This is a genomic window from Hoskinsella mucinilytica, from assembly GCF_045223415.1.
Classification (GTDB): Bacteria; Bacillota_I; Bacilli_A; order Erysipelotrichales; family Erysipelotrichaceae; genus Hoskinsella; species Hoskinsella mucinilytica.
On record NZ_JBEQZJ010000018.1, the window covers coordinates 38,722 to 63,475 of the forward strand.

At 37.1% G+C, this 24,754-nt stretch carries 21 protein-coding genes; 15 read left to right on the forward strand and 6 right to left on the reverse strand.

What is annotated here, in order from left to right; genetic code table 11:
- Window positions 1-186 precede the first annotated feature (186 nt).
- Genes UGRO018_RS08095 through UGRO018_RS08135 form a run of 9 tightly spaced genes read left to right on the forward strand, consistent with a single transcriptional unit; the run spans window position 187 to window position 9,113 of the window.
- On the forward strand, window positions 187-1,359 hold the full coding sequence (locus UGRO018_RS08095; protein WP_416325972.1) for an iron-containing alcohol dehydrogenase: 1,173 nt from the start codon (window positions 187-189) through the stop codon (window positions 1,357-1,359).
- Entirely contained in the window at window positions 1,356-2,318 is a 963-nt protein-coding gene (locus tag UGRO018_RS08100) for a nuclear transport factor 2 family protein (protein WP_416325973.1), read from the forward strand. Before UGRO018_RS08095 ends, UGRO018_RS08100 begins: the two co-directional genes overlap by 4 nt.
- Window positions 2,319-2,330: 12 nt before the next feature.
- Complete coding sequence (locus UGRO018_RS08105; protein WP_416325974.1) at window positions 2,331-2,654, forward strand: PTS lactose/cellobiose transporter subunit IIA; 324 nt, start codon at window positions 2,331-2,333, stop codon at window positions 2,652-2,654.
- Window positions 2,655-2,669: 15 nt separating this feature from the next.
- A complete protein-coding gene (locus UGRO018_RS08110) occupies window positions 2,670-3,953 on the forward strand; it encodes a PTS sugar transporter subunit IIC (RefSeq protein ID WP_416325975.1) in 1,284 nt (427 codons plus the stop codon).
- 10 nt (window positions 3,954-3,963) lie between these two features.
- Complete coding sequence (locus UGRO018_RS08115; protein ID WP_416325976.1) at window positions 3,964-4,275, forward strand: PTS sugar transporter subunit IIB; 312 nt, start codon at window positions 3,964-3,966, stop codon at window positions 4,273-4,275.
- A 46-nt stretch (window positions 4,276-4,321) separates the two neighbouring features.
- Window positions 4,322-5,500, forward strand: a complete 1,179-nt coding sequence (locus tag UGRO018_RS08120; RefSeq protein ID WP_416325977.1) for an iron-containing alcohol dehydrogenase — start codon at window positions 4,322-4,324, stop codon at window positions 5,498-5,500.
- Between the two features lie 12 nt (window positions 5,501-5,512).
- Complete coding sequence (locus UGRO018_RS08125; RefSeq protein WP_416325978.1) at window positions 5,513-7,444, forward strand: oxidoreductase; 1,932 nt, start codon at window positions 5,513-5,515, stop codon at window positions 7,442-7,444.
- A 9-nt stretch (window positions 7,445-7,453) separates the two neighbouring features.
- Window positions 7,454-8,404: a nuclear transport factor 2 family protein gene (locus UGRO018_RS08130; protein ID WP_416325979.1), complete on the forward strand. Its 951-nt coding sequence runs from the start codon at window positions 7,454-7,456 to the stop codon at window positions 8,402-8,404.
- Window positions 8,391-9,113, forward strand: a complete 723-nt coding sequence (locus tag UGRO018_RS08135) for an SDR family NAD(P)-dependent oxidoreductase (protein WP_416325980.1) — start codon at window positions 8,391-8,393, stop codon at window positions 9,111-9,113. The genes UGRO018_RS08130 and UGRO018_RS08135 overlap by 14 nt, the downstream gene beginning before the upstream one ends.
- Before the next feature lie 30 nt (window positions 9,114-9,143).
- Here UGRO018_RS08135 and UGRO018_RS08140 read toward each other — a convergent pair whose 3' ends face one another.
- Entirely contained in the window at window positions 9,144-9,899 is a 756-nt protein-coding gene (locus UGRO018_RS08140) for a hypothetical protein (RefSeq protein WP_416325981.1), read from the reverse strand.
- 187 nt (window positions 9,900-10,086) lie between these two features.
- Between UGRO018_RS08140 and ispF the strand changes: the two genes are divergently transcribed.
- Window positions 10,087-10,569 (forward strand): 2-C-methyl-D-erythritol 2,4-cyclodiphosphate synthase, encoded by a 483-nt coding sequence (ispF, locus tag UGRO018_RS08145; RefSeq protein WP_416325982.1) that lies wholly within the window; start codon window positions 10,087-10,089, stop codon window positions 10,567-10,569.
- A gap of 54 nt (window positions 10,570-10,623) precedes the next feature.
- Here ispF and UGRO018_RS08150 read toward each other — a convergent pair whose 3' ends face one another.
- From UGRO018_RS08150 to UGRO018_RS08170, 5 genes are all read right to left on the reverse strand, one after another.
- Entirely contained in the window at window positions 10,624-11,208 is a 585-nt protein-coding gene (locus tag UGRO018_RS08150; RefSeq protein WP_416325983.1) for an ANTAR domain-containing response regulator, read from the reverse strand.
- 28 nt (window positions 11,209-11,236) lie between these two features.
- Window positions 11,237-12,448 carry a glutamine synthetase family protein gene (locus tag UGRO018_RS08155; RefSeq protein WP_416325984.1) on the reverse strand — a complete coding sequence of 404 codons (1,212 nt, stop codon included), beginning with the start codon at window positions 12,446-12,448 and terminating at the stop codon, window positions 11,237-11,239.
- Window positions 12,449-12,466: 18 nt separating this feature from the next.
- Entirely contained in the window at window positions 12,467-13,189 is a 723-nt protein-coding gene (locus UGRO018_RS08160) for a GltB/FmdC/FwdC-like GXGXG domain-containing protein (RefSeq protein WP_416325985.1), read from the reverse strand.
- A 97-nt stretch (window positions 13,190-13,286) separates the two neighbouring features.
- On the reverse strand, window positions 13,287-14,792 hold the full coding sequence (locus UGRO018_RS08165; RefSeq protein WP_416325986.1) for a glutamate synthase-related protein: 1,506 nt from the start codon (window positions 14,790-14,792) through the stop codon (window positions 13,287-13,289).
- Window positions 14,789-15,886, reverse strand: coding sequence for a class II glutamine amidotransferase (locus tag UGRO018_RS08170; RefSeq protein ID WP_416325987.1), 1,098 nt, complete (start codon window positions 15,884-15,886; stop codon window positions 14,789-14,791). The genes UGRO018_RS08165 and UGRO018_RS08170 overlap by 4 nt, the downstream gene beginning before the upstream one ends.
- Before the next feature lie 303 nt (window positions 15,887-16,189).
- On the opposite strand from UGRO018_RS08170, the gene gdhA reads away from it, so the two are divergent.
- The 5 genes from gdhA to purF all read left to right on the forward strand — a co-directional run bounded on the left by gdhA (window position 16,190) and on the right by purF (window position 24,752).
- Window positions 16,190-17,524: an NADP-specific glutamate dehydrogenase gene (gene gdhA, locus UGRO018_RS08175; RefSeq protein WP_416325988.1), complete on the forward strand. Its 1,335-nt coding sequence runs from the start codon at window positions 16,190-16,192 to the stop codon at window positions 17,522-17,524.
- 108 nt (window positions 17,525-17,632) lie between these two features.
- Window positions 17,633-19,729 carry a glutamine synthetase III family protein gene (locus tag UGRO018_RS08180; RefSeq protein WP_416325989.1) on the forward strand — a complete coding sequence of 699 codons (2,097 nt, stop codon included), beginning with the start codon at window positions 17,633-17,635 and terminating at the stop codon, window positions 19,727-19,729.
- Window positions 19,730-19,743: 14 nt separating this feature from the next.
- Complete coding sequence (locus UGRO018_RS08185; protein WP_416325990.1) at window positions 19,744-21,465, forward strand: ammonium transporter; 1,722 nt, start codon at window positions 19,744-19,746, stop codon at window positions 21,463-21,465.
- Window positions 21,466-21,732: 267 nt separating this feature from the next.
- Window positions 21,733-23,313, forward strand: coding sequence for an asparagine synthase B (gene asnB, locus UGRO018_RS08190; protein WP_416325991.1), 1,581 nt, complete (start codon window positions 21,733-21,735; stop codon window positions 23,311-23,313).
- A 17-nt stretch (window positions 23,314-23,330) separates the two neighbouring features.
- On the forward strand, window positions 23,331-24,752 hold the full coding sequence (gene purF, locus UGRO018_RS08195) for an amidophosphoribosyltransferase (RefSeq protein WP_416325992.1): 1,422 nt from the start codon (window positions 23,331-23,333) through the stop codon (window positions 24,750-24,752).
- The last annotated feature ends 2 nt before the right edge of the window (window positions 24,753-24,754 follow it).

Below are 24,754 nucleotides of genomic sequence, written 5' to 3' on the forward strand. Positions count from 1 at the left end.
ATTCTTATATGATAATTATGTGTAGTAAATAAAAAGAGAACAAACAAATAAATAAGTTAAAAATAGGAAATATTTGTAAATAATGCTCAATTATTGGCAAATAAATCAAAATTTAATCACTTTGTACGTTGACATGTGGTTGAATTACGGTTATAATGTGGCTGTATTCAAAGAAAGGGTGATAAAATGAGCAATAATTTATCAATTTTCAACTATGCACAGACAAAAGTCTTATTTGGCAGTAAGGCATTAGCATCGCTCCCTAAAGAATTGGAAAGACTTCAAATCTCAAAGCTATTTATTGTCACCGATAAAGTTCTACGTGATATTGGCTTATTAGCACCACTTATAGAGATTTTAGAACTGAATTCTGTTTCGTTTGTGATCTATGATAATGTGTTGCCTGACCCGGCTAGTCATACCGTAGATGAAGCGGTGATTCTTCTCAACAAAGAGAGCTGTAATGGTGTACTAGGTGTAGGTGGGGGAAGTGTTATGGATTGTGCAAAATGTATTGCGGCAATGTCAACAAATGAAGGAAGGCTTCTAGATTATGATCATGGGAATAAGGATTATAAAGAGTTTATAAATCAAAGTTTACCATTGATTAGTATTCCAACTACATCAGGAACTGGTTCGGAAGTAAGCCCATATGCAGTTATCACCAATGAGAAAGAGCATAGAAAAGCTACCATTGGTTCTTCCTCTTTAATTAGCAGAGTTGCTTTGTTGGATCCATTATTTCTTCAAAAGCTCCCACCTAAAGTAATCGCATCAACAGGTATGGATGCATTCACTCATTGTATTGAGGCTTATGCTTCAAAAAGTTCTTCCAATGAACCTAATCCTATCATTGATGCATTGGCGTTGAAGGGAATCGAAATGATAAGTAGAAGTATTGTGAAGGCTTATGAAACTGGGGATGGAGAAGCAAGGGAGGATTTGATGTGGGGTAGTTTGATCGGAGGTATTGTTCTACCATATGGTTCTGGTGCATCGCATGGATTAGGTAATATTCTTGGTGGTGAATTGCATGTACCTCATGGAGTTGCTGTTGGAATGCTATTGCCACATGTAATTGAGTTTAATTATGACATTGGAAAAAATCGTTATGATCAAATTGCAAATATGATGTGTCTGAATCAATCAAAAGAAGTTACTATCGTAGATCATATTCAAGGAATGTTAGAGAAGATGAAGTTTCCAGTATTATCAGATTTTGTAGGGGATGATGAAGAATTACGACGAATTTCAAATTTAGCTGTAAAGGATAAGTGTACTAGAATCAATATAAAAAATGTAAGTATTGAAGACGCTTATCAAATTTATAAAAAAGCGATGGAAAGGAAAATGTTATGAGAAAAAGAGATGAAATTAAAGCAGTATTTGAAGAATTTATTACAGCATTAGAGTTGTATGATCCCAAACGCATCTTATCCTTAGTAACTGATGATGTAACATCAGATTTCTCAACGATTGGATCGTATCAAAATGCAAAAGATTTGATACAAGCTTTGGCTTGGCAAGGACCTAAGATGAATGTTTCTAGACAGCGAATCATGAATTTCGTATGTCATACACAAGGGGATATTGCTCAACAATCAGCCTATGTGATGGTTTTGACAGGAATCGATGATGGTAATTATTTGTATTCATTTGAGTATGGTGGAAAATATGTTTTGACCTATCAGAATAGTGAAGATGGATGGAAAATCAGCGCAATAAAGTATGATCTTGATTGGGAAAAAGGTAATACAGCGTTTGCGAAAGGTTGGAAATTACTGGATTATAAGCTATATGCTGGACATAGAGCGATGATTTGTAGTGAATTTGATTCACCTTGGGCAGCAATACCAGAAAATGATGAAGAATTAAGCGATGAGGAACAAATCATTGAAACGATGTTTCGTTATTCTTTCGGATTAGATAACAATGACTTTCATTTGCATCACTCCTCATATACGGATGATGTAATATTCTATGCTGGTAAAAATATTATGGAATCTGGTGCAAGAAATTTGATTAATAATTTTAAAAACACTGCACATAAAGAACATGCATTAGAACACGCAATTAAAATTGTTGATATTCAGATAAATGGCGATGAAGCGATCTTATATGGATATCGTGTAGAACCGCATCGACTTGGTTCTAAGAATTTGAATCGTGATACTATGCATCAAAGTTTCTATAGTGCCAAATACAAAAATTTATTCCGTAAAATTGATGGGAAATGGAAAATGTATGAACTTCATTATCAACCAGGTGTATTCTTTGAAATTGATGAAGAGAAGAAGCACTTTGTAGATAACATATAGAGGAGGTGAACGATGGAAGAATTACAACAAGCAGCATTTGAAATGATTGCAGTGATTGGTCAAGCGAAAGGTTATTTCTTTCAAGCTGTAGATGCAGCAAGAAAAGGAAAACTTCAAGAAGCAAAGCAGATGATGCAACAGGGGAATCAAATTTTAAATGAAGCACATAAACATCATTTTTCATTTATTCAACAAGAAGCAAGCGGAATATCTCTTCCATATTCGATATTGTTCATGCATGCTGAGGATCAATTATTGACAACCGCAATGATGAAAGAAATGTGTGAACAACTAATGGAAGTTTATTCCGATATCAATGAATTAAAAACAACATAAAGAAAGGGACATCATATGAAAGAGAAAGTATTGAAATTTGCAGAAAAGCTTGGAACAGAAGTACATTTAAAATCCATACGTGATGGGTTTCTAAGTACGATTCCATTCCTCGTATTATCAGGTTTTATGGTATTCTTCAGTTATGTATTATTTGCAGAAGGGGGAGCATTTGCTTCTGCGCTTCCTGCTAATGTGGTTACAGGAATCACAACAATCTGTAATAAAACGATCAATGGAGGACAAAATATCTTGTCTTTGTTGATGGTAATTCTTGTTTCCTATAATCTTGCTCGTTATAAAAACTATCAAAATCCATTGACTCCGGCTTTGGTGAGTTTAGGTGCCTTGTTTATCCTAATGCCAAGTGAGATTGGTTATGGAACAATGGGTACTTCTGGTATGTTCGTATGTTTGATGACTGCTTTATTGGTTACGGAAGGCTTTATGTTTTTGAATAAACAATCATGGTTAAAGCTAAAAATCAATGGGAATGTACCACCGGCAATTATTGAAGCATTCAATTCTATGTTTATCATCATAATCATTGAATTGGTCGTATCTATCATTTCCTTTGTTTGTGTATCCTTGAGTGGTCTAGAAGTACATGATTTTATCAATCAAGTGATTCAAGCACCTTTGGTTGGTGTCGCTACTAGTTTACCTGCATTTCTACTGTATTTTGGATTTGGTCAATGTCTTCTTTACTTCTTTGGTATTCATCCGGCAGGGATCATTAATCCAATTTTTGAACCAATGCTTATGGTAGCAATTGAAGAAAATAATGCAGCTTGGATTGCAGGAAAAGAAATTCCTAATATTATTAGTCTACCATTCCGTGATGTCTATGGTACGTTAGGAGGTATTGCCTGTACGCTTGGATTATTGATTGCGATCTTTATAGCATCTAAACGTAAAGATCTAAAAGATATTGCTAAAGTAAGTCTTCCAACAAGTTTATTTAATATTAACGAACCTGTTTTGTTTGGGGTACCGATTGTATTTAATCCTATCCTCTTTATTCCATTTTGTTTCACTACGACCATTATTTACATAGTTGCCTATGTTGCGACAGCAATGGGTCTAGTATCAAAGCTTGTTGTATTTACTACTTGGTCAACACCGATTTTTCTATCAGGCTATATGGCCAGTGGAGGAGATTTTAGAAATGTGATCCTTCAGATCGTATGTCTTGGTATTGCGGTATTAACTTATTTACCATTTGTGAAATTAATGAATAAACAAGATGTTTCTTATCAGGAAGATCTAGATGGGGATGACAGCTTATCCCTAAGCGAATGAGGGGATGCGTATGAAACGCATATTACTGGTCTGTAGTGAGGGGATGTCTACAAGTTTTATTACAATGAAAATGAATGAGATAGCAAAAGAAAAACAGATAGATGTGTTCGTATATGCAAAATCGGAATCCTCTATTGAGGATGAACTGAATCAAGTGGATTGTATCTTACTTGGCCCACAGATATCCTATTTAGAACAAAAAATTAAGGAGAGAGTTAATGGCAAAGTTCCTGTAGAATCCATCAGTGTATTAGATTTTGGAAGGATGAATGCATTGGCGATCTTAAAACAGGCGATTCGTTTATTAAAGGAAAAATCATAAACAGATGGCTATGTGCCATCTGTTTTCATAGAAAGGAGTTATGTAAATGAGTGTTTTATCTTATCAGCTTGCTGGCATACATCTATTGTTTGGCGATGATGCAATGAAAGAGCTAAAACAAGAATTAATAAATTTAAAGGTTACAAGACCTTTATTGGTCACAGATCATGGCGTGATTGACGCAGGTATTTTGAAAATAGTGAAGGATCAACTTTACTATGACGGTATTCCATATGAAGTTTTTAAAGAGGTCAAATCTGATCCGCTAAATACAATGGTATCTAAAGGGGTCATATTATATAAAGAAAAACATTGTGATGGAGTCATTGCTATTGGAGGAGGAAGCTCCATGGATACAGCAAAATGTATATCTATTATGTCAAAACATAAAGGAGATATCCTTGATTATGCTAGAAGTACAGTAAACCATAAAACGTTTGAAAAAAGAGGTTGTCCGATCATCACAATTCCTACAACAAGTGGTACCGGTAGCGAGGTATCACAATATGCGGTTATTACAAATGAAGAAACGCACCGTAAAACAACGATATGTACACCATATATCTTAAGTGATACCGCAATTCTTATTCCTGATTTCGCAAAAAGAATGCCTCCAGAGGTAACAGCTTACACAGGTATGGATGCTTTGGCACATGCAGTTGATGCTTATACCCATAAAACTGCTATAGAAGAAGATGCAATGATATCAGATATCTGTGCAATTAAAGCAATTTCTTTGATTGGTAAACATTTGGTTCAAGCATATCAACATCCAGAAGATTTACATGCTAGAAAACAAATGATGTGGGCAAGTCTTTTTGCGGGCATTGCCTTGAATATCGGAGCTGGTGAATCACATGCCATTGGTTCTATGTTAAGTAAATATTATGGAGTTTGTCATGGTGTTTCTGTAGGTATTCCATTACCTTATTGCATGGAGTATAATGCAAAGACATGTTATGAAAGATTTGCGAATATTGCTGAAGCATTGGGGTGTGATATTGATAAAAAAGATCAGATAGCTGCTGCATTCATGGGAGTGAATAAAGTAAAAGATATGATGAAACAAATGAACTTTCCATGTATGAAAGATTATATAAAAAGTATTTCAGAAGTGGAGTCTTTTGCACAAGAGTGTGCAGATAATAGCTGTTGTACCAGTAATCAGCGAATGAATCATAAAGAAGCAATCATTGAAGTATGTCGTATGGCTCTTAATGCCTAAAAGGAGATGAATATGTCTATGCAACATGTATTATCACCAATGAAAATTGGAAATGTCTTATTGAAAAACAGATTCGTTATGCCGGCTATGGATAGTTCTACAACAACACCGGATCATAAATTCTCACAACAATCTATTGATTATCTATCTGCTAGAGCAAAAGGAGGTTTTGCGTTAGTGATTGCAGAATTCCTTTGTGTGGATCCTAGCGGTTTTGCGACACCTAATCAAGTTGGAATCTATGATGATTCTTTCATTGATCATTTAAAACAACTAACAACGGCTATCCATGAGAAGAATGGTACTTGTGCTGCTCAAATTCATCATGCAGGTATCCAAACTAGTAGTGCTACAACCAATGCGATTCCTTTCGCTGTATCCTCTATACCATCTACAAAATATAAAGAACCGGTAAAAGAAATGACAACAGAAGAAGTTTATCGAATGATAGAAAAATTTATTGATGCTGGAGAAAGAGCAAAAAAAGCAGGTTTTGATTTCGTTGAAGTGCATGGTGCACATGGTTATTTAATTGCTCAATTTATGTCTAAAGCAACAAATAAGCGATGTGATGAATTTGGTGGTTCCTATGAAAATCGAGCAAGATTTGCAAGTGAGATCATCAAAGGAATCAAAATACGTTGTGGTAGTGATTATCCTATTATCTTTCGTCTAAGTGCAAATGAATTCATGGATGGCGGAAATGATATTCAAGATGCTATTATTTATGCTAAACTGGCTGAAGCAGCTGGTGCGGATGCAATTCATGTATCAACTGGATCTGCGGCAGGCGGTAATATCGTTACAACCTATCATACAGCACCAGGCTTTAATGTTGGACATGCTACACAAATAAAAAATAGCGTGTCTATACCGGTTATCTGTGTTGGACGAATCAATGATCCTGTTTTGGCTGAGGATATCATAGCATCAGGAAAAGCAGATTTTATATCCTTAGGTAGACAGTCCATTTGTGATAGCGAATTCCCTAATAAAATCATGGAAGGAAGACTGGATGAAATCTTTCACTGTACAGGTTGCATGCAACGTTGCTATTATTCCAAGGGCTGTGATCAAGAGGATAAAGGCATATCTTGTATGATCAATCCCTTTAGCGGAAAAGAAGGAAGATGGAAAATAACAGAAGCCATGGAGAAAAAAAGTATTGGTATTATCGGTGGAGGTGTTGCAGGTTTAGAAGCTGCATGGATACTAGCAAAACGAGGTCATGAGGTTCATGTTTATGAAAAGAAGGATAAATTAGGCGGACAATATTGCCTTGCCGCTGTACCTAAAAAGAAACAAGATTTGGGTCAAACAATCTTTACATTTCATGCTTTAGGAAAACGATATGGTGTGCATTATCATATGAAAACAGAAATGAATGAGGATAGATTAAGAGAGTGTCATCATGATATCATCATTTTATCTACAGGAGCAAAACCTCTACTACCAAACATAGAAGGTATCCATGAAGCACATGTGATACAGGCAAATGATATATTATCAGGGAAATATGCAATATGTGACAAAAAAGTACTTGTTATCGGAGGTGGTTTGGTAGGTTGTGAAACTGCTGAGTTTCTATTACAGTATCACAATCATGTAGATATCGTAGAGAAGTTTTCTGAGTTTGCTCAGGGTATGAATAAATATCCTAGAATGATCTTAATGAAGGAATTAGATGATCATGGTTGTATATTCTATCCTGATACTGAAGTCATGCAAATTACAAAGGATGGGATCATAGGAAAACAAAGAGAAAAAGATATCGTTTTAAATGGATATGATACGGTGGTAATTGCTTTAGGTTCAAAACCTGATGTTACATTGCAAGAATTTGTTCAAGCAAATTATGAAACTTATGTGTTAGGAGATGCTTTTGAAGTACGGGATGCGAAATATGCGATATTTGATGCCGCTAAACTAGCAATAACTTTATGAGGAAAGCATATGAATCAAGAAGATCGATATGACATTTATCAATTAAATCAACAGCTCTATCAAGCAATACGAACGAATGATTGGAAAGAAAAGAATCATCTATTTACAGAAGCTGCTGATATTTATATGAGTATAGCACATGGGCATCATAATCCAAATGATTTAGCAAAATTATTTCTACTCTCATGTCCACATCCCATTCATGTGAAACAAAATATCGAAAATATCGTTCTTCACATACAAAATGAGGAAGCGATTCAGAATTGCCATATGATTTTATTTTATTGTCATCATCAAGAAGCGTTTCATTATCTACAATACGGTATGAGTTTTGTTTTACATTATCAAAAAACGAAACAAGGTTGGAGAATTTCAAAGATGGTTTGTGATCTTTGTTGGGTTGAAGGAAATAGTTATTGGTTAAAAGGATGGAAGTTAATTGACTATAAAATTCCGAAATGCCATCACCAATTGATACCTACAGTGAGCAATGCGTGGAGTATAATAGAACAACAAACAGATGTCCAAAAGATTCAAGATATTGCCTTTGGTTATGGTTGGGTTATCGATACTGAAGACTATTCTTTATTAAAACGCATTGCCGTTTCTGATCTTTGTATATCTGATGGTTATCATGGAAACGTGATACATGGAATTAATGACTGGATTGCAGTCTTGAAGAAACTGAATCAAAAAGAGCCATGTCTTCATCATACCTACCGTATTGAATCTATAAAGGTTGATTTTAATCAAGGATATATACGAATGTTTCGTATAGAACCTAATCGCATTGCTAGCAATGTCATAGGTGATCATAATTGGAAAATGGATTGGCGAACTCTTGACTATGAGATCGTTGTTACAAAGATTCAAGGATGTTGGTATCTTGAACAGGTAAGTTTTATACCAAACATCAGATATGAGTTACCAAAGGGATATTTTACTTATGATGTTTCATAATAAGGTGGTTTTAATTACTGGTGCAGCAAGTGGAATAGGAAGAGCTTGTGCATCCTTGTTTGATAGCGAGCAGGCTATTGTGATAGCAACAGATCAAGATGAATCTATCTTATCTTTTCCGCATTCACGCTTCCAAACGCATATACTGCATGTAGAGCAAGAACAGGATTGGAAAAGGGTTATTGATGCAGTTATTAGAAAATATCATAAAATTGATGTTTTTATTTCCTGTGCCGGTATCAGCTCAAGAGATCATGTAATAGAAGGAACGGTAGAGGAATGGAATCAAGTAATGAGTATCAATGCATTAGGAACTTACTTGGGTATGAAATATTGTATCCCTCATATGCAAAAGCAAAGATATGGAGCCATTGTAAATATTACAAGTGTAGGTGGGTTGGTTGGCATCGGAGGAGGTACTGTATATCCGGCTAGCAAAGGAGCTGTATATGCAATGACAAGAAGAGTAGCGATGGAATATGGTAAGGATCATATACGAGCTAATGTGGTATGTCCAGGCTGGATCAATACAAATATGACACTACATGCTAGAAAGGAAAAGGAACAGCAATTTCTAAAGCGACAGGCGTTGGATTATATAGGAGAACCAGAAGATGTTGCACATGCTGTATTATTTCTTGCAAGTGAGCGAGCAAAATTTATAACCGGAGCGCAACTTATTGTAGATGGCGGTTTTACTGCGGGATAAAAAAAGCTGATAGTTATGCTATCAGCTTTCTTATGATTCGCTCTCTGTAAATTGTGATAAATCTGGAAAGATTAATGCTTTTTTCGTATTGATATCTGTGAATTCTATCGTAATTGTTCCTACTACTTTTTGATCCTCAGAAGTTGTGGCATCTTTCTGTGTTCCTTCAAAGTCTAATACGATCTTTGTTAAGAAGTCATCTTTGATCGTTGCGACTACGTTGAATTTTTTATAAGTATCATCTCTTGGTAACGCATCAGTTGACTGTTTCTGAATAGCTTTATTCATTTCATCAGGATCAAGTTCTAAATTTAAGGTATCATTACTTATACTTGCTTTTTTCAAAAACGGTTTGATTTCTTTTTTATCTACCTTATAATTTTGGAATTTATCTAAATCTATAGGGAGCATATCCGTAGTTTCATCATCTTCAAGAGGCATTTTTTGCTTGCTTCCCAGCATTTCGAGATATACATCATCATCTTTCAAGAAGACCTTCATGAAACCATCTAATTTTGAACCTTGTGATTCTAAATCTAATGTGGCAGTAAAAGAAGGCTTTGCAGTATCCGCAAGATAACCACCATACAATTTCATAATTGAGCTTTTCTCACCTGCAGTAGCATCCATAGTTATGGTATAACTTGCAGTTTTCATTTCAACGATTTTGTTGATGCCTTTTTCTAATGCATCCAATGCTTTGTCATCTACCTTATTACTTGAAGAACAAGCTGACATAGATAACAATAATCCTACACAACATAGAAACGTTAATAACTTTTTCATATATTTCTCCTTATCCCTTCATAATCATTACTATATCATAATTTTACATAGTAAGATATTTCTTTTACAAAAATCAGAGGTCATGAATTGAAAATATAAAAATCATAATAAATATCAATCTTATTTCTGATTTTTGTTTGCAAAAGTAAAAGGTTTACGTTACTCTTATTACGATAGAGGTGATAAAATGAATTATCGAATTGGTCAATCTACAGATATTCATCAACTTGTAGAAGGCAGAAAATTGATACTGGGTGGTGTTGAAATAGAACATCTGAAAGGATTGCTAGGACATTCGGATGCGGATGTGCTTACTCATGCGATTGCGGAAAGTATATTGGGAGCTTTGGCTTTAGGCGATTTAGGTAAACATTTTCCGGATACAGATCCAAAATATAAAGATATGAACAGTATTTGGATGCTAGGACAAGTATATGAAAAAATGATAGAAAAAGGATATCAGATTAACAATCTAGATGCCTTGATCATGATTGAACGTCCAAAAATGGCTCCACATATCGAAACAATGAGAAAAAATATCGCAAATGCCTTACATTGTGAAGTTGATCAAGTCAGCATTAAGGCAACACGAGGTGAGAAAATGGGGTTTGTAGGTAGAGAAGAAGGGGTCCAAGCGCAGTGTATCGTGATGTTGTGTAAAATAGAATAGAGTAAAAAAAGCCCAAGTGTAAGAAAATAACTATACTCTTGGACTTTTTTTGATTTAGGAATAGGTTTTAATGATATCCTCTGCAATACTTCTTTTTGTTATACACTGATCCATTGCCTGTTTTTCTATATAACGATGAGCATCTGATTCGCTCATTTTCAGTTCACTGATCAATAACCATTTTGCTTTATTGACAATACGGATTTCTGCCATTTTTTCCTCAATGGAGATTGATTTTTTCTCGAATTGTCTTAGGCGTTCACGCATGCTTTCCATCCAATAAAGTGCTTGTGTCAAAATCGATTTGGAGGTTGGCTTCGGTAATGTAAATACTCCATGTTCAGCGACTTTATCATGAATAGCGGCATGTAGATCGGCTTTTACTAAGAGCAATACAGCGGTTTGTTTTAGGGTGCATGTGTCAATGGCAAGACGTGTTCCCATATCATCCGGCAATGGGGAATTGATAATAACAAAATCATAAGATTGCTCAGCCATCATTCTTTTTGCCACATTGATACTGGTTACGGTATGTATGGGAGAATATCTGGACTCAGGAAGCAACCCGCCAATGGCAGAAGTAAAACTATCTGTTGCTGATACGATAAGTATACTATAGCAACGCTCTTTTAGACTCATGTTGCATTCCTCCTTCCATTTATTGATATTATCTATTACAGTATATTTTTAATATTTCATTTGGAATATGTTGTTTGATGAATGTACTGTTAAGGGCTGATTCACAGGCATCTTTCAATGAAGCCGGTAACTTTTTGAATTTGGAAAGTATATCTGCTTCTGCTTTATAAAAATTGATGTCCGTAGGTTCTGCTAATTGTAGATGATTCTCAATGCCATAAAGTCCGGCATATATCATTAATGCAAATGCTAGATAAGCATTGGCTGTTGGATCAGGAGAACGAAGTTCAGCACGACGATATTTACCTACTGCAGCGGGAATACGAATCAGTTGTGAACGATTTTCACTAGACCAAGAGATATATTGTGGTGCTTTATCGTTACCGAATCTTTGATAGGAGTTATCTAATGGATTTAAAAAGAGCGTCATGTCACTTACTTTTTCAAGAATGCCGGCAATGATCAGAGGTAAATAATCAGAATGATCATCTGCCTGAGCTGAAATGTTAATATGAAAACCATTGCCTGGTTGATCAGTAAGTGGTTTAGGGCTAAAATCAGCAACCAGTCCATTACATCTGGCAACTGTTTTCACAACTGTTTGAAAGGTCATGGCATTATCTGCGGCTGTAAGTGGATCGGAGTAGCGAAAATCAATTTCATTTTGTCCCGGACCTTGTTCATGATGAGAACGTTCTGGATAAATGCCCATTTGTTCCAAAGTAAGACAAATTTCACGTCGAATGTTTTCTCCTTTATCATCTGGAGCAATGTCCATATATCCGGCATGATCGTATGGGATGTTTGTAGGTTCTCCGTTTTCATTTAGTGTAAATAGATAAAATTCTTGCTCTGCACCAAAGTAAAAATGAATGCCGACTTTTTCTGCATCTTGAATAGCTTTTTTCAGTATAGAACGAGTATCACATTCAAACGTTCTTCCATCAGGATACGAAATATTGCAAAACAATCGAACAACTCGTCCATGTTCCGGTCTCCAAGGAAGTGGCATTAATGTGTCTGTATCGGGATGAAGAAGTAAATCAGAATGTGTTTCATCGCTGAAGCCGGCAATAGCAGAGGCATCAATGGCAATACCATCCTCAAAAGCACGTGGAAGTTCTTCCGGCATAATGGATATATTTTTTTGTTTTCCAAATACGTCACAAAAGGCAAGTCGGATAAACTTAACATCTTCTTCGCTCACATACTGTAAAACTTCTTGTTTTGAATATTTCATAAGCGTACCTACTTTCTTTCAATTTGCTACATACATTTGTTGATATGGATTTTTGCTGTCAGGAGTAATGACAGTGAAAGGGGCATGTAATATTGTTTCTAAATCTTGTCCTAAATCGAAACAATATTCACAAAGATATTCTTTGATTTCTTTCATATCATCTAAAGTTGCCACTTTGGCTGTAACCTGTTTTGGCAAGTCCATTTTATCATAATTTCCTCGAAGGTATATTTTTCCACCATGCATTCCTGTACAGGGAAAATTACCGACAATTCGCTTGGACTTGGTATTTAAACCTAAAACAATCATGATTCCCCCTGCTTGATACTCGCCTAAAAAACTTCCGGCAGAACCACCAATGATCATGACGGGAATCTTACTCTTGTATGCCTTCATATGAATTCCGGCACGATAACCTGCATCGCCTTGAACATAGATTTTACCACCACGCATAGCATAGCCGGCAGCATCACCGATATTACCATAAATGAGTATCTTTCCATCATTCATTGTATCACCAACTGCATCCTGTGCATTTGCTTTTACTGTGATGATTGCGTCATTTAAGTATGCACCGAGGGCATTTCCAGGAATCCCCTGTATGGTGATGTTTTTATTTGTCATACCGGCTGCGATAAAGCGTTGTCCACAACACTTTGTTATCGTACAAGTATCATTTGTTTTACGAATCATTTCATTTATTGTTTTGTAATCTAAATCTGTAGCATCTATCAATTGCATTATATCATACCTCCATTCATATTTTTATAGAATTTCTTTTAAGTGTAATGAAATCAATGCTATTTATCGCTATCCTTTGATTATCCAAACGAGATAATTATTCACCAGCATAAGAGATACCGAGAATTTCCAATTCTTTTTCATTCAAACCGATTCCTCGTAGCATTAGCCGATTACCACGCAATGCTTCTATAGAATTGATTCCCATACCACCCATAAGCTCTTTGATTTCATGTTGCCATGCTTTCATTAAATTTATCAATCGTTTACTTCCAATTTCAGGATCAAGTCTTTTTACTAGATCTGGGTTTTGCGTAGCGATTCCCCAATTACATTTACCACTTTGACAGGTTCGGCAAAGATGGCAACCTAGAGCAAGCAAAGCAGCTGTGGCTATGTAACATGCATCGGCACCTAGTGCAATTGCTTTTACTACATCAGCGGCATTTCGTATACTACCACCTACGATCAAAGATACATGGTTACGAATGCCTTCATCTCTAAGCCTTTGATCAACTGCGGCCAATGCCAGTTCGATTGGAATACCTACATTGTCACGAATTCTGGTTGGAGCTGCTCCGGTACCACCACGAAACCCATCAATGGCAATGATGTCTGCACCACTTCGGGCAATACCACTGGCAATTGCGGCAATGTTATGCACCGCTGCAACTTTAACGATAATGGGTTTTTTATACGCTGTGGCTTCTTTTAGAGAAAAAACAAGTTGTCGTAAATCTTCAATTGAATAGATATCATGGTGAGGAGCAGGAGAAATGGCATCGGAGCCTTCGGGTATCATTCTAGTACGAGATACATCACCGACAATTTTAGTTCCGGGTAAATGACCGCCGATTCCCGGTTTCGCACCCTGTCCCATTTTTATTTCGATGGCAGCTCCTGTATTCAGATATTCTTCATGTACACCAAACCGTCCGGAAGCTACTTGAACGATCGTATGCTCGCCATAACAATAGAAATCTTCATGTAGGCCACCTTCTCCGGTATTATATAAAATACCAAGTTCTGTAGCAGCAAGAGCAAGTGATTGATGTGCATTGTAGCTGATTGAACCATAACTCATTGCGGAAAACATGAATGGCATGGAAAGTTCTAATTGCGGTGGTAATTCACAAGAGAGCGTACCATCTGTTAGACGTTTGATCTTTTCCGGCTTTTTACCAAGATATACCCGTGTTTCCATTGGTTCTCGCAAGGGGTCAATCGAAGGATTCGTTACTTGGGAAGCATTGATGAGTATATTATCCCAAAAAACAGGTAATGGTTTTGGATTACCCATGGAAGACAGAAGAACACCTCCACTATTTGCTTGTTTATATATCTCTTTTATCGTATCATTATTCCAATTGGCATTTTCACGTAAAGTACAATTGCTTTTCACTATTTTTAAAGCTCTTGTAGGACAGAAACTAACACAGCGCTGGCAATTTACGCAATTGCTGTCATCACATTTCATCATACCTTTTTTTTCATCGAAATAGTGCACCTTATTAGCACATTGCTGTTCACATATACGACAATTGATACATTTGCTTCCATCTCTGATTACTTCAAATTCAGGATATATAAATTCTAAGCTCATTCATATGCACCTTCTTTCACTTTAACGATAACCGGTTCTCCACCAACTGGTGCCCAGATGTTTTCAGCATCAGGTTCCATCATACGTATTGCCGCCTCTTCACTGGCAATCAAAACTTTATCGTCTTTTTCACCAACGACCATAGAGCGTAGTTTCAGACGATCATTAAGAGCCATCAATCCCCCTTGAAATCCGAAAACGATAGAAAACGGACCAGTGATCAAGAGGCTGGAAAAAATGGTTCTTAAGTATTTTAATTTCTCTTGCGTTTCTAAGTTTAGTTCGGCAGAAATGGTGCTCCAAAAAGGTGCTGCGATCACATTGGCAACTTCTTCTAACGTAAGTCCTTGTACTCGTAGAAGATAATCCATCATATAGGTGATTACTTCTGTATCTGTCTGTAAAGTACATTGATATCCAAACATTTCAATAAAACGTCTATTCGCATCATAAGAGGAAATTTCACCATTATGGACAATAGAATAATCAAGCAGAGTAAAGGGGTGCGCTCCTCCCCACCATCCAGGTGTATTGGTAGGATAACGTCCATGAGCAATCCAAGAATATCCTTTATATTCTTCTAATTTATAAAACTCACCCACATCTTCGGGAAAGCCGACAGCTTTAAATGTTCCCATATTTTTACCACTGGAAAATACATGTGCACCGATCATATCGGTATTGATTTTCATAACCGTCTTGGCTACGAATTCCTTTTCGTCTAATTGCATGGTTGTCATAACAGATGTGAGAGGATCAACAAAATATCGCCAAAGAATCGGTTCATCAGTAATGGTAGGAATCTTACGTGTAGGAATCAATTCAGAGTGAATAATTTCAAAGTGTTCCTTTAGGAAAGATTCACAAGTCTTTCTCGTAGTTCTGGAATCATAAAACATATGCAATGCATAAAAATCTTTATACTGAGGATAAATACCGTATCCGGTAAACCCACCTCCTAACCCATTTGACCGATCATGCATGGGTTTCATAGCATTTATGATCATTTCCCCGGACATTCTATTACCTTCTTTAGATATAACAGCAGCAATCGCACATCCGGAAGGGATTCGTATTTGACCTTCTATCTTCATATAGCTACATCCTTCCTTCAAATAAAATAAAAAAGCAAAGGCATTCATTATCAACAGAAACTTATCTGCCAATTAAATGAACGCCTTTGCTCACTATGAAAATATATACACCTATTTACAATTTTTGTCAATAAAAAAATTATTTTCAGAAAATGAATGAAAAAAATATGATTGACAAATGAAAAAAACGGGTGTATAGTCTTTAACCATAAAGGCGATGGCGTCTTTGAGGAATATACCTTGAAGACTCTTCGCCTTTTTTATGTTATGAAAATAAAGTAGTTTATGAGAGGAGTAACATTTATGGCATATGTGGATGAAGTGATTGAACAAGTTGTAAAAAAGAATCCTGCTGAACCGGAGTTCCATCAGGCTGTGAAAGAGGTATTGGAGTCTTTAAGAGTAGTGGTTGAAGCAAATGAAGAAGAGTATCGAAAGAATGCATTACTTGAGCGATTGGTTCAACCGGAAAGACAGATTATATTCAGAGTACCTTGGGTAGATGATAAGGGACAAGTACAGGTAAATACCGGTTATCGTGTTCAGTTTAATAGTGCGATCGGACCATATAAAGGAGGTCTTAGATTGCATCGTTCTGTAAATCTAAGTATCATCAAATTTTTGGGATTTGAACAAATTTTTAAAAATTCACTGACAGGTTTGCCGATTGGTGGGGGAAAGGGTGGATCTGATTTTGATCCTAAGGGCAAGTCGGATCGAGAAATCATGGCATTTTGTCAAAGTTTTATGACAGAACTTTGTAAACACATAGGTGCAGATACGGATGTTCCGGCGGGAGATATCGGGACCGGAGCAAGAGAAATCGGTTATTTGTTTGGCCAGTATAAGAAAATTCGTGGAGTATATGAGGGAGTTCTTACTGGTAAAGGGGTAAGTTATGGCGGCTCTTTGGCAAGAAGTGAAGCTACAGGTTATGGTTTATTATATTTAACCGAGGAATTGTTGAAGATAAACGGTATTTCTTTGAAGGGAAAAACAGTTGCGGTTTCCGGTTCAGGAAATGTCGCAATTTATGCAACAGAAAAAGCGCAGCAGTTAGGCGCAAAGGTCGTGACGGTAAGCGATTCTACCGGATGGATCTATGATGTTGAAGGAATTGATGTGACAGCGCTTAAAGAAATCAAAGAAGTTAAGAGAGCAAGATTAACGGAATATAAGAATTATCGTCCGAATTCAGAATATCACGAAGGTCGTGGTGTATGGTCTGTGAAGGTAGATCTGGCATTACCGTGTGCAACTCAAAACGAACTTACATTAGAAGATGCAAAACAGTTGGTAGCGAATGGGTGTTTGGCTGTATGTGAAGGTGCAAATATGCCTACGACATTAGAAGCTACACAATACTTACAGAAACATGGTGTTATTTTCGCTCCTGGTAAAGCTGCAAATGCAGGTGGTGTAGCAACCTCTGCATTGGAAATGTCTCAAAATAGCATGAGAATGAGCTGGTCGTTTGAAGAAGTGGATGCTAAATTAAAAGATATCATGGTAACCATATGTCATAATATGTCAGATGCTGCCGAAAGATATGGAGCAAAGGGAAATTATGTATTAGGCGCAAATATTGCCGGATTTGAAAGAGTAGCAGAAGCAATGAGCGCACAAGGAATTGTATAAAGATAGAAGTAAAGGCAAAGGCGTCTTTCATGCAAATAAAGCATAAAGACGCCTTTCTTTTATGATAAATAGTTTAATAGAAGGATTGTAGAAAAGGAGGAAAACATTATGAAGAATGTTTCAGCGTATTTTGGTAGTCTGGTGTTTGATGATAGGGTTATGAAAGCAACGTTATCTGCAGAAGTATATCAATCATTGAAGAAAACGATTGATAGAGGAGAACGTTTGGATATCAGTGTAGCAAATGCGGTTGCTGATGCTATGAAGGATTGGGCAGTGGCAAATGGAGCTACTCATTACACGCATTGGTTTCAACCTCTTACCGGAATTACTGCAGAAAAGCATGATAGCTTTATTACACCATCACCGGATGGTGGAGTGATCATGGAATTTTCAGGAAAAGAAATGATCAAAGGAGAACCTGATGCATCATCGTTTCCATCCGGAGGACTTCGTGCAACTTTTGAAGCAAGAGGATATACCGCATGGGATCCTACCTCTTATGCCTTTATCAAAGGTAAGACGTTATGCATTCCTACGGCATTCTGTTCTTATGGTGGTGAGGCCTTGGATAAGAAAACCCCATTGCTTCGATCTATGGAAGCATTGAATAAACAGGCACTTCGTATTTTACGTTTATTCGGAAATGAGGATGTAACATATGTACGTACTTCAGTAGGACCGGAACAAGAATATTTCTTGATCACCAAGGAAATGTTTGATAAGCGCCCGGATCTACAATATACCGGAAGAACACTTTTCGGTGTAAAGCCTCCAAAAGGGCAAGAAATGGATGACCATTACTTCGGTGTCATTAAGCCAAAGGTTGCGGCTTTCATGGAAGAGCTAAATGATGAATTATGGAAGTTAGGAATTCTCGCCAAGACCGAACATAATGAAGTTGCTCCGGCACAACATGAATTAGCGCCTATTTATACTACAACAAACATTGCGACTGATCATAATCAACTTACTATGGAGATCATGCAAAAAGTAGCCGGCAAACATGGTTTGGTTTGTTTACTTCATGAAAAGCCCTTTGCAGGTGTAAATGGTTCCGGTAAGCATAATAACTGGTCTCTTGCCACAGATACAGGGGTAAATCTTTTATCACCGGGGGAAACACCATATGAAAATGCACAATTCTTATTATTCCTATGTGCGGTGATCAAGGCAGTCGATGATTATCAAGATCTCCTTCGTATTTCTGTCGCAACAGCGGAAAATGATCACAGATTGGGCGCAAATGAGGCTCCTCCTGCGGTTGTATCCATGTTCTTGGGTGATGAATTGAATGCAATCTTAGAAGCAATCGAAACAGATTCACCATATGTAGCAGCAGGAAAAACGAAGATGAAATTGGGAGTGAGTGTACTTCCTAGATTTACAAAAGATACGACAGATCGTAATCGTACCTCACCATTTGCCTTTACCGGCAATAAATTTGAATTCCGTATGCTTGGTTCATCAAACAGCATTGCTTGCGCAAATATCATGTTGAATGCGGCAGTCGCAGAGTCTTTGAAGATCTATGCGGATCGATTAGAGGGTGTAGAAGATTTTGAAACGGCACTTCATGAAATGATCAAGAAAACCATTAAAGATCATAAGCGAATCATCTTCAATGGCAATGGATATGATGACAACTGGATCAAGGAAGCTACAGAAGAAAGAGGACTTTTAAATTATCGTACAACAGCGGATTGCATGCCACATTTGATGGATAAGAAAAATGTAGATATGTTGACATCACATAAAGTCTTTACTGAAAGAGAATTGGAATCAAGAATGGAAATTATGCTTGATAACTATTGTAAGACTGTCATCATTGAAGCAAACACGATGGTGGAGATGGCAAAATGTTCGATTGCACCTGCGGTTGAGAAATTTACCGCAAGCTTAGCGAAAAACGCTTCGATAAAGAAAAGTCTAGATGGTTCTATTCCTTGTGCTTATGAAACAGGGTTAGTAAAGAAGTTATCTATCCTGACAGATAAGATTGATATGGCTGTTGATGAGCTAAAGACTTCTCTTGTGGAAATTCAAGATGTAGAAGGTATTGTTGAAGAATCTTATATGATCAGAGATGAGATACTTAGAAAGATGAGTGAGCTTAGAATTGCTTGTGATGAAGCGGAAACGCTGACATCAAAGGAATATTGGCCGTATCCATCTTATGGGGATATTTTGTTTAGTGTGAGATAGAAAAAGAAAGAGGGATGAAAATTATGATTTATAGTGCGGTAAACACGATTTGGGTATTGATTGGGGCAGCATTGGTATTCTTTATGCAAGCAGGTTTTTCACTTTGTGAAGCGGGATTTACCAGAGCGAAAAATACAGGTAATATCCTTATGAAAAATTTAATGGATTTTTGTATAGGTACACCGGCATTTTGGTTGGTAGGATTCGGCATTATGTTTGGTGCGGGAAATGGGATCATGGGATCATGGGATCCACTGATCAAAGGAAATTATGGCGATATCCTTCCATCAGGTGTACCGCTTTGGGCATTTGCGATTTTCCAGACAGCGTTTTGTGCAACCTCTGCGACCATCGTATCAGGAGCTATGGCTGAGAGAACAAAATTCAGTGCATATTGTATTTATTCAGCTGCCATTTCTTTGTTGATCTATCCTATTTCCGGTCATTGGATCTGGGGAGGCGGATGGTTATCAGAACTTGGATTCCATGATTTTGCAGGATCAACCGCAGTTCATATGTTGGGGGGAGTGTGTGCAATGATCGGAGCTGCTATTTTGGGACCCCGTATCGGTAAATATGATAAGGATGGTAAGCCAAAGGCGATCTTAGGACATAATATTACGTTTGCAGCTCTTGGTGTATTTATTCTTTGGTTCTGCTGGTTTGGCTTTAATGGTGCATCTACTGTTGGTATGGATAGTGATGCATTGTTGGAAACAGCAGGTCGTGTATTTTTCAATACCAATATAGCTGCAGCAGTAGCTTGTTGTACTACTTTGATCTTTACTTGGGTTCGATATAAAAAACCGGATGTATCCATGACTTATAATGCAGCACTTGCTGGTCTAGTCGGTGTAACTGCAGGTTGTGATGCCATTTCTTCAGAAGGCGCAGCAATCGTCGGTATCGTATGCGGTATTTTAGTAGTATTATCTATCGAATTTTTTGATAAGATCGCTAAAATCGATGATCCTGTCGGTGCAGTATCTGTTCATTGTGTTTGTGGAGCTGTAGGGACGATTCTAACTGGCTTATTAGCAACCGGTGTTACCACTGAAAAAGGCTTATTCTATGGCGGAGGTTTCCATTTCTTTGGCGTTCAAACATTAGGTGTTGTATCCGTAGCCGCATATGTGGCAGTTGTAAGTGCCATTGTATTCCTTACAATCAAACATACCATTGGACTTAGAGTTGATAAAGAAGATGAACTTATGGGTCTGGATACTTCAGAACATGGGTTACTTACTGCTTATGCAGGATTTGCAATGCTTCCTGATACAAGCGAAGAAGAAAGTGATGTACCCGTAACAGTATCAGGTGATGTACCAGTTGCCGAAGCGGTTGAGATAAAGAAAATACCAAGCTTCGATGATGGAAGACCTAAGATCACAAAGATTGAAATTATCTGTAAAGAACATAAACTTGAAGCATTAAAGACATCTATGATGAACCTTGGTATCAAAGGAATGACCGTTTCTCATGTGTTGGGTTGTGGGGTACAGAAGGGAAAACCGGAATACTATAGAGGTGTTCAGGTAGAAGCTACTCTACTTCCAAAGGTTCAAGTGGATATCGTAGTAAGTAAAGTATCGGTAAGTAGTGTCATTGAAGTCGCAAAGAAAGTACTTTATACAGGACATATCGGAGATGGCAAGATCTTTGTCTATGATGTAGAGAATGTCGTTAAGATTCGTACCGGTGAAGAAGGGTTTGATGCTCTACAGGATGTAGATTAGAAATAAATAAAAGCGTTTGAGAAAAGAGAAGTAATATAGGTAATTGCTTACAGCGAGTATGGGATGGTGAGAGCCATATAGTGGAGCCTATGTGAATAACACTTTTCAAGCTGTAATCTGAAAGGACATTCTGAGTAGGTGCGCCGTTTCGTTCTGCGTAAAGGAACTAGTCTTTATATAGACTTGGAAAATGAGAAAAAATATAGGTGGCACAGCGAGCACAGCACTTGCCCTATAACATGCTGAAACTGATTTGGAGGAAAAAGTATGTGTTCTATAATGGGTTATTGCAGTCGCAGTGCTGCCTATGATGTGTTTATGAAAGGATTTGAAGCGACCATTTCAAGAGGACCTGATGATAGTAGAGTGATAGATACCACAAACGGGTATTTGGGATTTCATCGATTGGCGATCATGGGACTTCATGATGCAGGTATGCAACCATTTCAATTAGATAAAAGTTACATTGTTTGTAATGGAGAAATCTATGGGTTTGAAAAATTAAAAAGTGAGTTATCAAAAAAGTATGTATTCAAGAGTGATTCAGATTGTGAAATCATGTTGCCTATGTATAAAGAATATGGTACGGCTATGTTTGCCATGTTGGATGCGGAATTTGCATGCATTATCTATGATGGAGATAGGGAAGAATACATTGCGGCAAGAGATCCGATCGGTATACGACCATTATATTATGGTTATGATAAGCAAGGTGCGATTGTTTTTGCCAGTGAACCTAAAAATTTGATAGAAATCGTTGAAAAGATCATACCATTTCCACCCGGACACTATTATAAAAATGGAAAATTTATATGTTATCTGGATATTTCAACAGTTACGCAAGTTTGTCAAGATGATTTAAAAACAGTATGTAAAAACATTCGTGAAAAATTAGTGTTAGGTGTGGAAAAACGTCTTGTTGCTGATGCAAAAGTCGGCTTTTTGCTTTCCGGAGGATTAGATTCTTCTTTGGTTTGTGCAATTGCCGCAAGAAAAAGTAAAGAACCGATCAAGACATTTGCAATCGGAATGAGTGAAGATGCCATAGATCTAAGATATGCAAAACAGGTGGCAGATCATATCGGAAGTGATCATACGGAAATTTATATGACACCGGATGAAGTAATTGCATCGCTTAGAACCATAATATATGTATTAGGTACTTTTGATATTACTACGATTCGAGCATCGATAGGCATGTATCTAGTCTGTAAAACCATTCATGAAAAAACGGATATCAGAGTTTTACTGACAGGTGAAATTTCAGATGAATTATTCGGATACAAATATACGGATTTTGCGCCAAATGCAGAAGCTTTTCAAATGGAATCACAGAAGCGAATAAAAGAGCTCCATATGTATGATGTACTGCGAGCTGATCGTTGTATTTCCGTGAATTCTCTAGAAGCAAGGGTCCCCTTTGGTGATATCGATTTTGTAAAGTATGTGATGTCTATCACTCCTAAGTTAAAGATGAATCAATATGGAAAGGGGAAATATCTACTTCGTCATGCTTTTGAAGAGGAAGATTATCTTCCTAGTGATATCCTATGGCGAGAAAAAGCTGCCTTTTCGGATGCGGTAGGACACTCTATGGTTGATTATTTAAAAGCATATGCGGAAAGAAACTATACAGATGCAGAGTTTCAGGATAAGTGTAAAAGCTATGATCATGCACGACCATTCACAAAAGAATCGTTACTATATCGTGAGATTTTCGAAGAATACTATCCTGGACAGAGTGAAATGATCAAAGACTTTTGGATGCCGAATAAAGAATGGGATGGTTGTCATGTAGATGATCCATCGGCAAGAGTTCTTTCTAACTATGGTACTAGTGGAATTTAGAATAAGGAGATGAAGCAATGGCGATTCATGAGGAATGTGGCGTGTTTGGAATCTTTGGTACGAAGAGAGAAAATGTCGCAAACATTGTTTATTATGGTTTATACGCACTACAACATCGAGGTCAAGAGAGCTGTGGAATCGTTGTTAATGATGATGGTGTGTTTTCATCTTATAAAGATCTGGGATTGGTAAGTGAGGTGTTTTCAAAAGATACATTATCAAACTTATCAGAAGGAAATATGGCAGTTGGTCATGTAAGATATGGCACAACAGGAGGAACTACTCGTAGTAATACTCAACCCATTGAAGTCAATCACCAGAAAGGAAAGATGGCAATTGCACATAATGGAAATCTAAGTAATGCATTAGAACTTCGAGATAAATTAGAACTATCTGGAGCAATTTTCAGCACCACAAGTGATACAGAAACGATTGCTTATGTTATCACAAGAGAAAGACTCAAGGTTTCCAGCATAGAAGATGCGGTGAGTAAAGCAATGAATTCTTTAGAAGGAGCGTATTCTTTGGTGTTAATGTCTTCTACCAAGTTCATTGCGGCAAGGGATCCACATGGATTCAGACCGTTATGTTATGGACAAATGAAGGATGGAAGCTATGTAGTTGCTTCAGAGAGTTGTGCATTATCTGCGGTGGGAGCAACTTTCATCAGAGATGTTCTTCCGGGAGAAATCATTGTTTTTAATAAGGATCATGTCATATCTCGAAAAGAGCACTGCAATAAAGAAAAGAGAAAGACCTGTATCTTTGAATATATTTACTTTGCCAGACCGGACTCCATCATAGATCATATTTCGGTATCACTTTCAAGATGTAAAGCCGGTGAGTTATTGGCAGAAAGTTATCCTGTGGATGCTGATGTTGTAATCGGAGTTCCTGATAGTGGTATGGAAGCCGCATTAGGCTATGCGAATGCTTCGAAAATACCATATGGTATCGGTTTGATAAAAAACAAATATATCGGTAGAACGTTTATTTCTCCGGGACAAGATGAACGCTTAGATCAAGTAAGAATTAAATTAAGCCCGGTTAAACAAGTGATAGAGGGTAAAAGAGTTGTATTGATTGATGATTCCATCGTCAGAGGTACGACCAGTAAACGTATTGTAAAACTACTCAAAGATGCCGGCGCAAAAGAAATACATATGAGAATTTCCGCACCACCTTTTTTACATCCTTGTTATTATGGTACAGACATTGATTCTGAAGAGAATTTAATAGCATGTCATCATAGTATTCAGGAAATTGAGGAGATCATCGGTGTTGATTCTCTTGGTTATCTACCGATCGAAAAATTAAGCAGATTGGTAGAAGGAAGCGAATATTGTGCAGCATGTTTTAATGGAGAGTATCCAACAAACATACCAAACGATGTTCGAAAAGATCGTTTTGAAGGAAAATTATCAGAGAACAACGGATAGGA

Bases quoted from the DNA above. Each gene is read 5' to 3' on its own strand.
- UGRO018_RS08105 (WP_416325974.1), top strand. From the start codon at position 2,331: ATGGAAGAATTACAACAAGCAGCATTTGAAATGATTGCAGTGATTGGT.
- UGRO018_RS08160 (WP_416325985.1), bottom strand. From the start codon at position 13,189: ATGCAATTGATAGATGCTACAGATTTAGATTACAAAACAATAAATGAA.
- UGRO018_RS08095 (WP_416325972.1), top strand. From the start codon at position 187: ATGAGCAATAATTTATCAATTTTCAACTATGCACAGACAAAAGTCTTA.
- UGRO018_RS08135 (WP_416325980.1), top strand. From the start codon at position 8,391: ATGATGTTTCATAATAAGGTGGTTTTAATTACTGGTGCAGCAAGTGGA.
- UGRO018_RS08110 (WP_416325975.1), top strand. From the start codon at position 2,670: ATGAAAGAGAAAGTATTGAAATTTGCAGAAAAGCTTGGAACAGAAGTA.
- UGRO018_RS08130 (WP_416325979.1), top strand. From the start codon at position 7,454: ATGAATCAAGAAGATCGATATGACATTTATCAATTAAATCAACAGCTC.
- UGRO018_RS08155 (WP_416325984.1), bottom strand. From the start codon at position 12,448: ATGAAATATTCAAAACAAGAAGTTTTACAGTATGTGAGCGAAGAAGAT.
- ispF (WP_416325982.1), top strand. From the start codon at position 10,087: ATGAATTATCGAATTGGTCAATCTACAGATATTCATCAACTTGTAGAA.
- UGRO018_RS08170 (WP_416325987.1), bottom strand. From the start codon at position 15,886: ATGAAGATAGAAGGTCAAATACGAATCCCTTCCGGATGTGCGATTGCT.
- UGRO018_RS08150 (WP_416325983.1), bottom strand. From the start codon at position 11,208: ATGAGTCTAAAAGAGCGTTGCTATAGTATACTTATCGTATCAGCAACA.
- UGRO018_RS08120 (WP_416325977.1), top strand. From the start codon at position 4,322: ATGAGTGTTTTATCTTATCAGCTTGCTGGCATACATCTATTGTTTGGC.
- purF (WP_416325992.1), top strand. From the start codon at position 23,331: ATGGCGATTCATGAGGAATGTGGCGTGTTTGGAATCTTTGGTACGAAG.
- UGRO018_RS08180 (WP_416325989.1), top strand. From the start codon at position 17,633: ATGAAGAATGTTTCAGCGTATTTTGGTAGTCTGGTGTTTGATGATAGG.
- UGRO018_RS08140 (WP_416325981.1), bottom strand. From the start codon at position 9,899: ATGAAAAAGTTATTAACGTTTCTATGTTGTGTAGGATTATTGTTATCT.
- UGRO018_RS08165 (WP_416325986.1), bottom strand. From the start codon at position 14,792: ATGAGCTTAGAATTTATATATCCTGAATTTGAAGTAATCAGAGATGGA.
- UGRO018_RS08185 (WP_416325990.1), top strand. From the start codon at position 19,744: ATGAAAATTATGATTTATAGTGCGGTAAACACGATTTGGGTATTGATT.
- UGRO018_RS08115 (WP_416325976.1), top strand. From the start codon at position 3,964: ATGAAACGCATATTACTGGTCTGTAGTGAGGGGATGTCTACAAGTTTT.
- asnB (WP_416325991.1), top strand. From the start codon at position 21,733: ATGTGTTCTATAATGGGTTATTGCAGTCGCAGTGCTGCCTATGATGTG.
- UGRO018_RS08100 (WP_416325973.1), top strand. From the start codon at position 1,356: ATGAGAAAAAGAGATGAAATTAAAGCAGTATTTGAAGAATTTATTACA.
- gdhA (WP_416325988.1), top strand. From the start codon at position 16,190: ATGGCATATGTGGATGAAGTGATTGAACAAGTTGTAAAAAAGAATCCT.
- UGRO018_RS08125 (WP_416325978.1), top strand. From the start codon at position 5,513: ATGTCTATGCAACATGTATTATCACCAATGAAAATTGGAAATGTCTTA.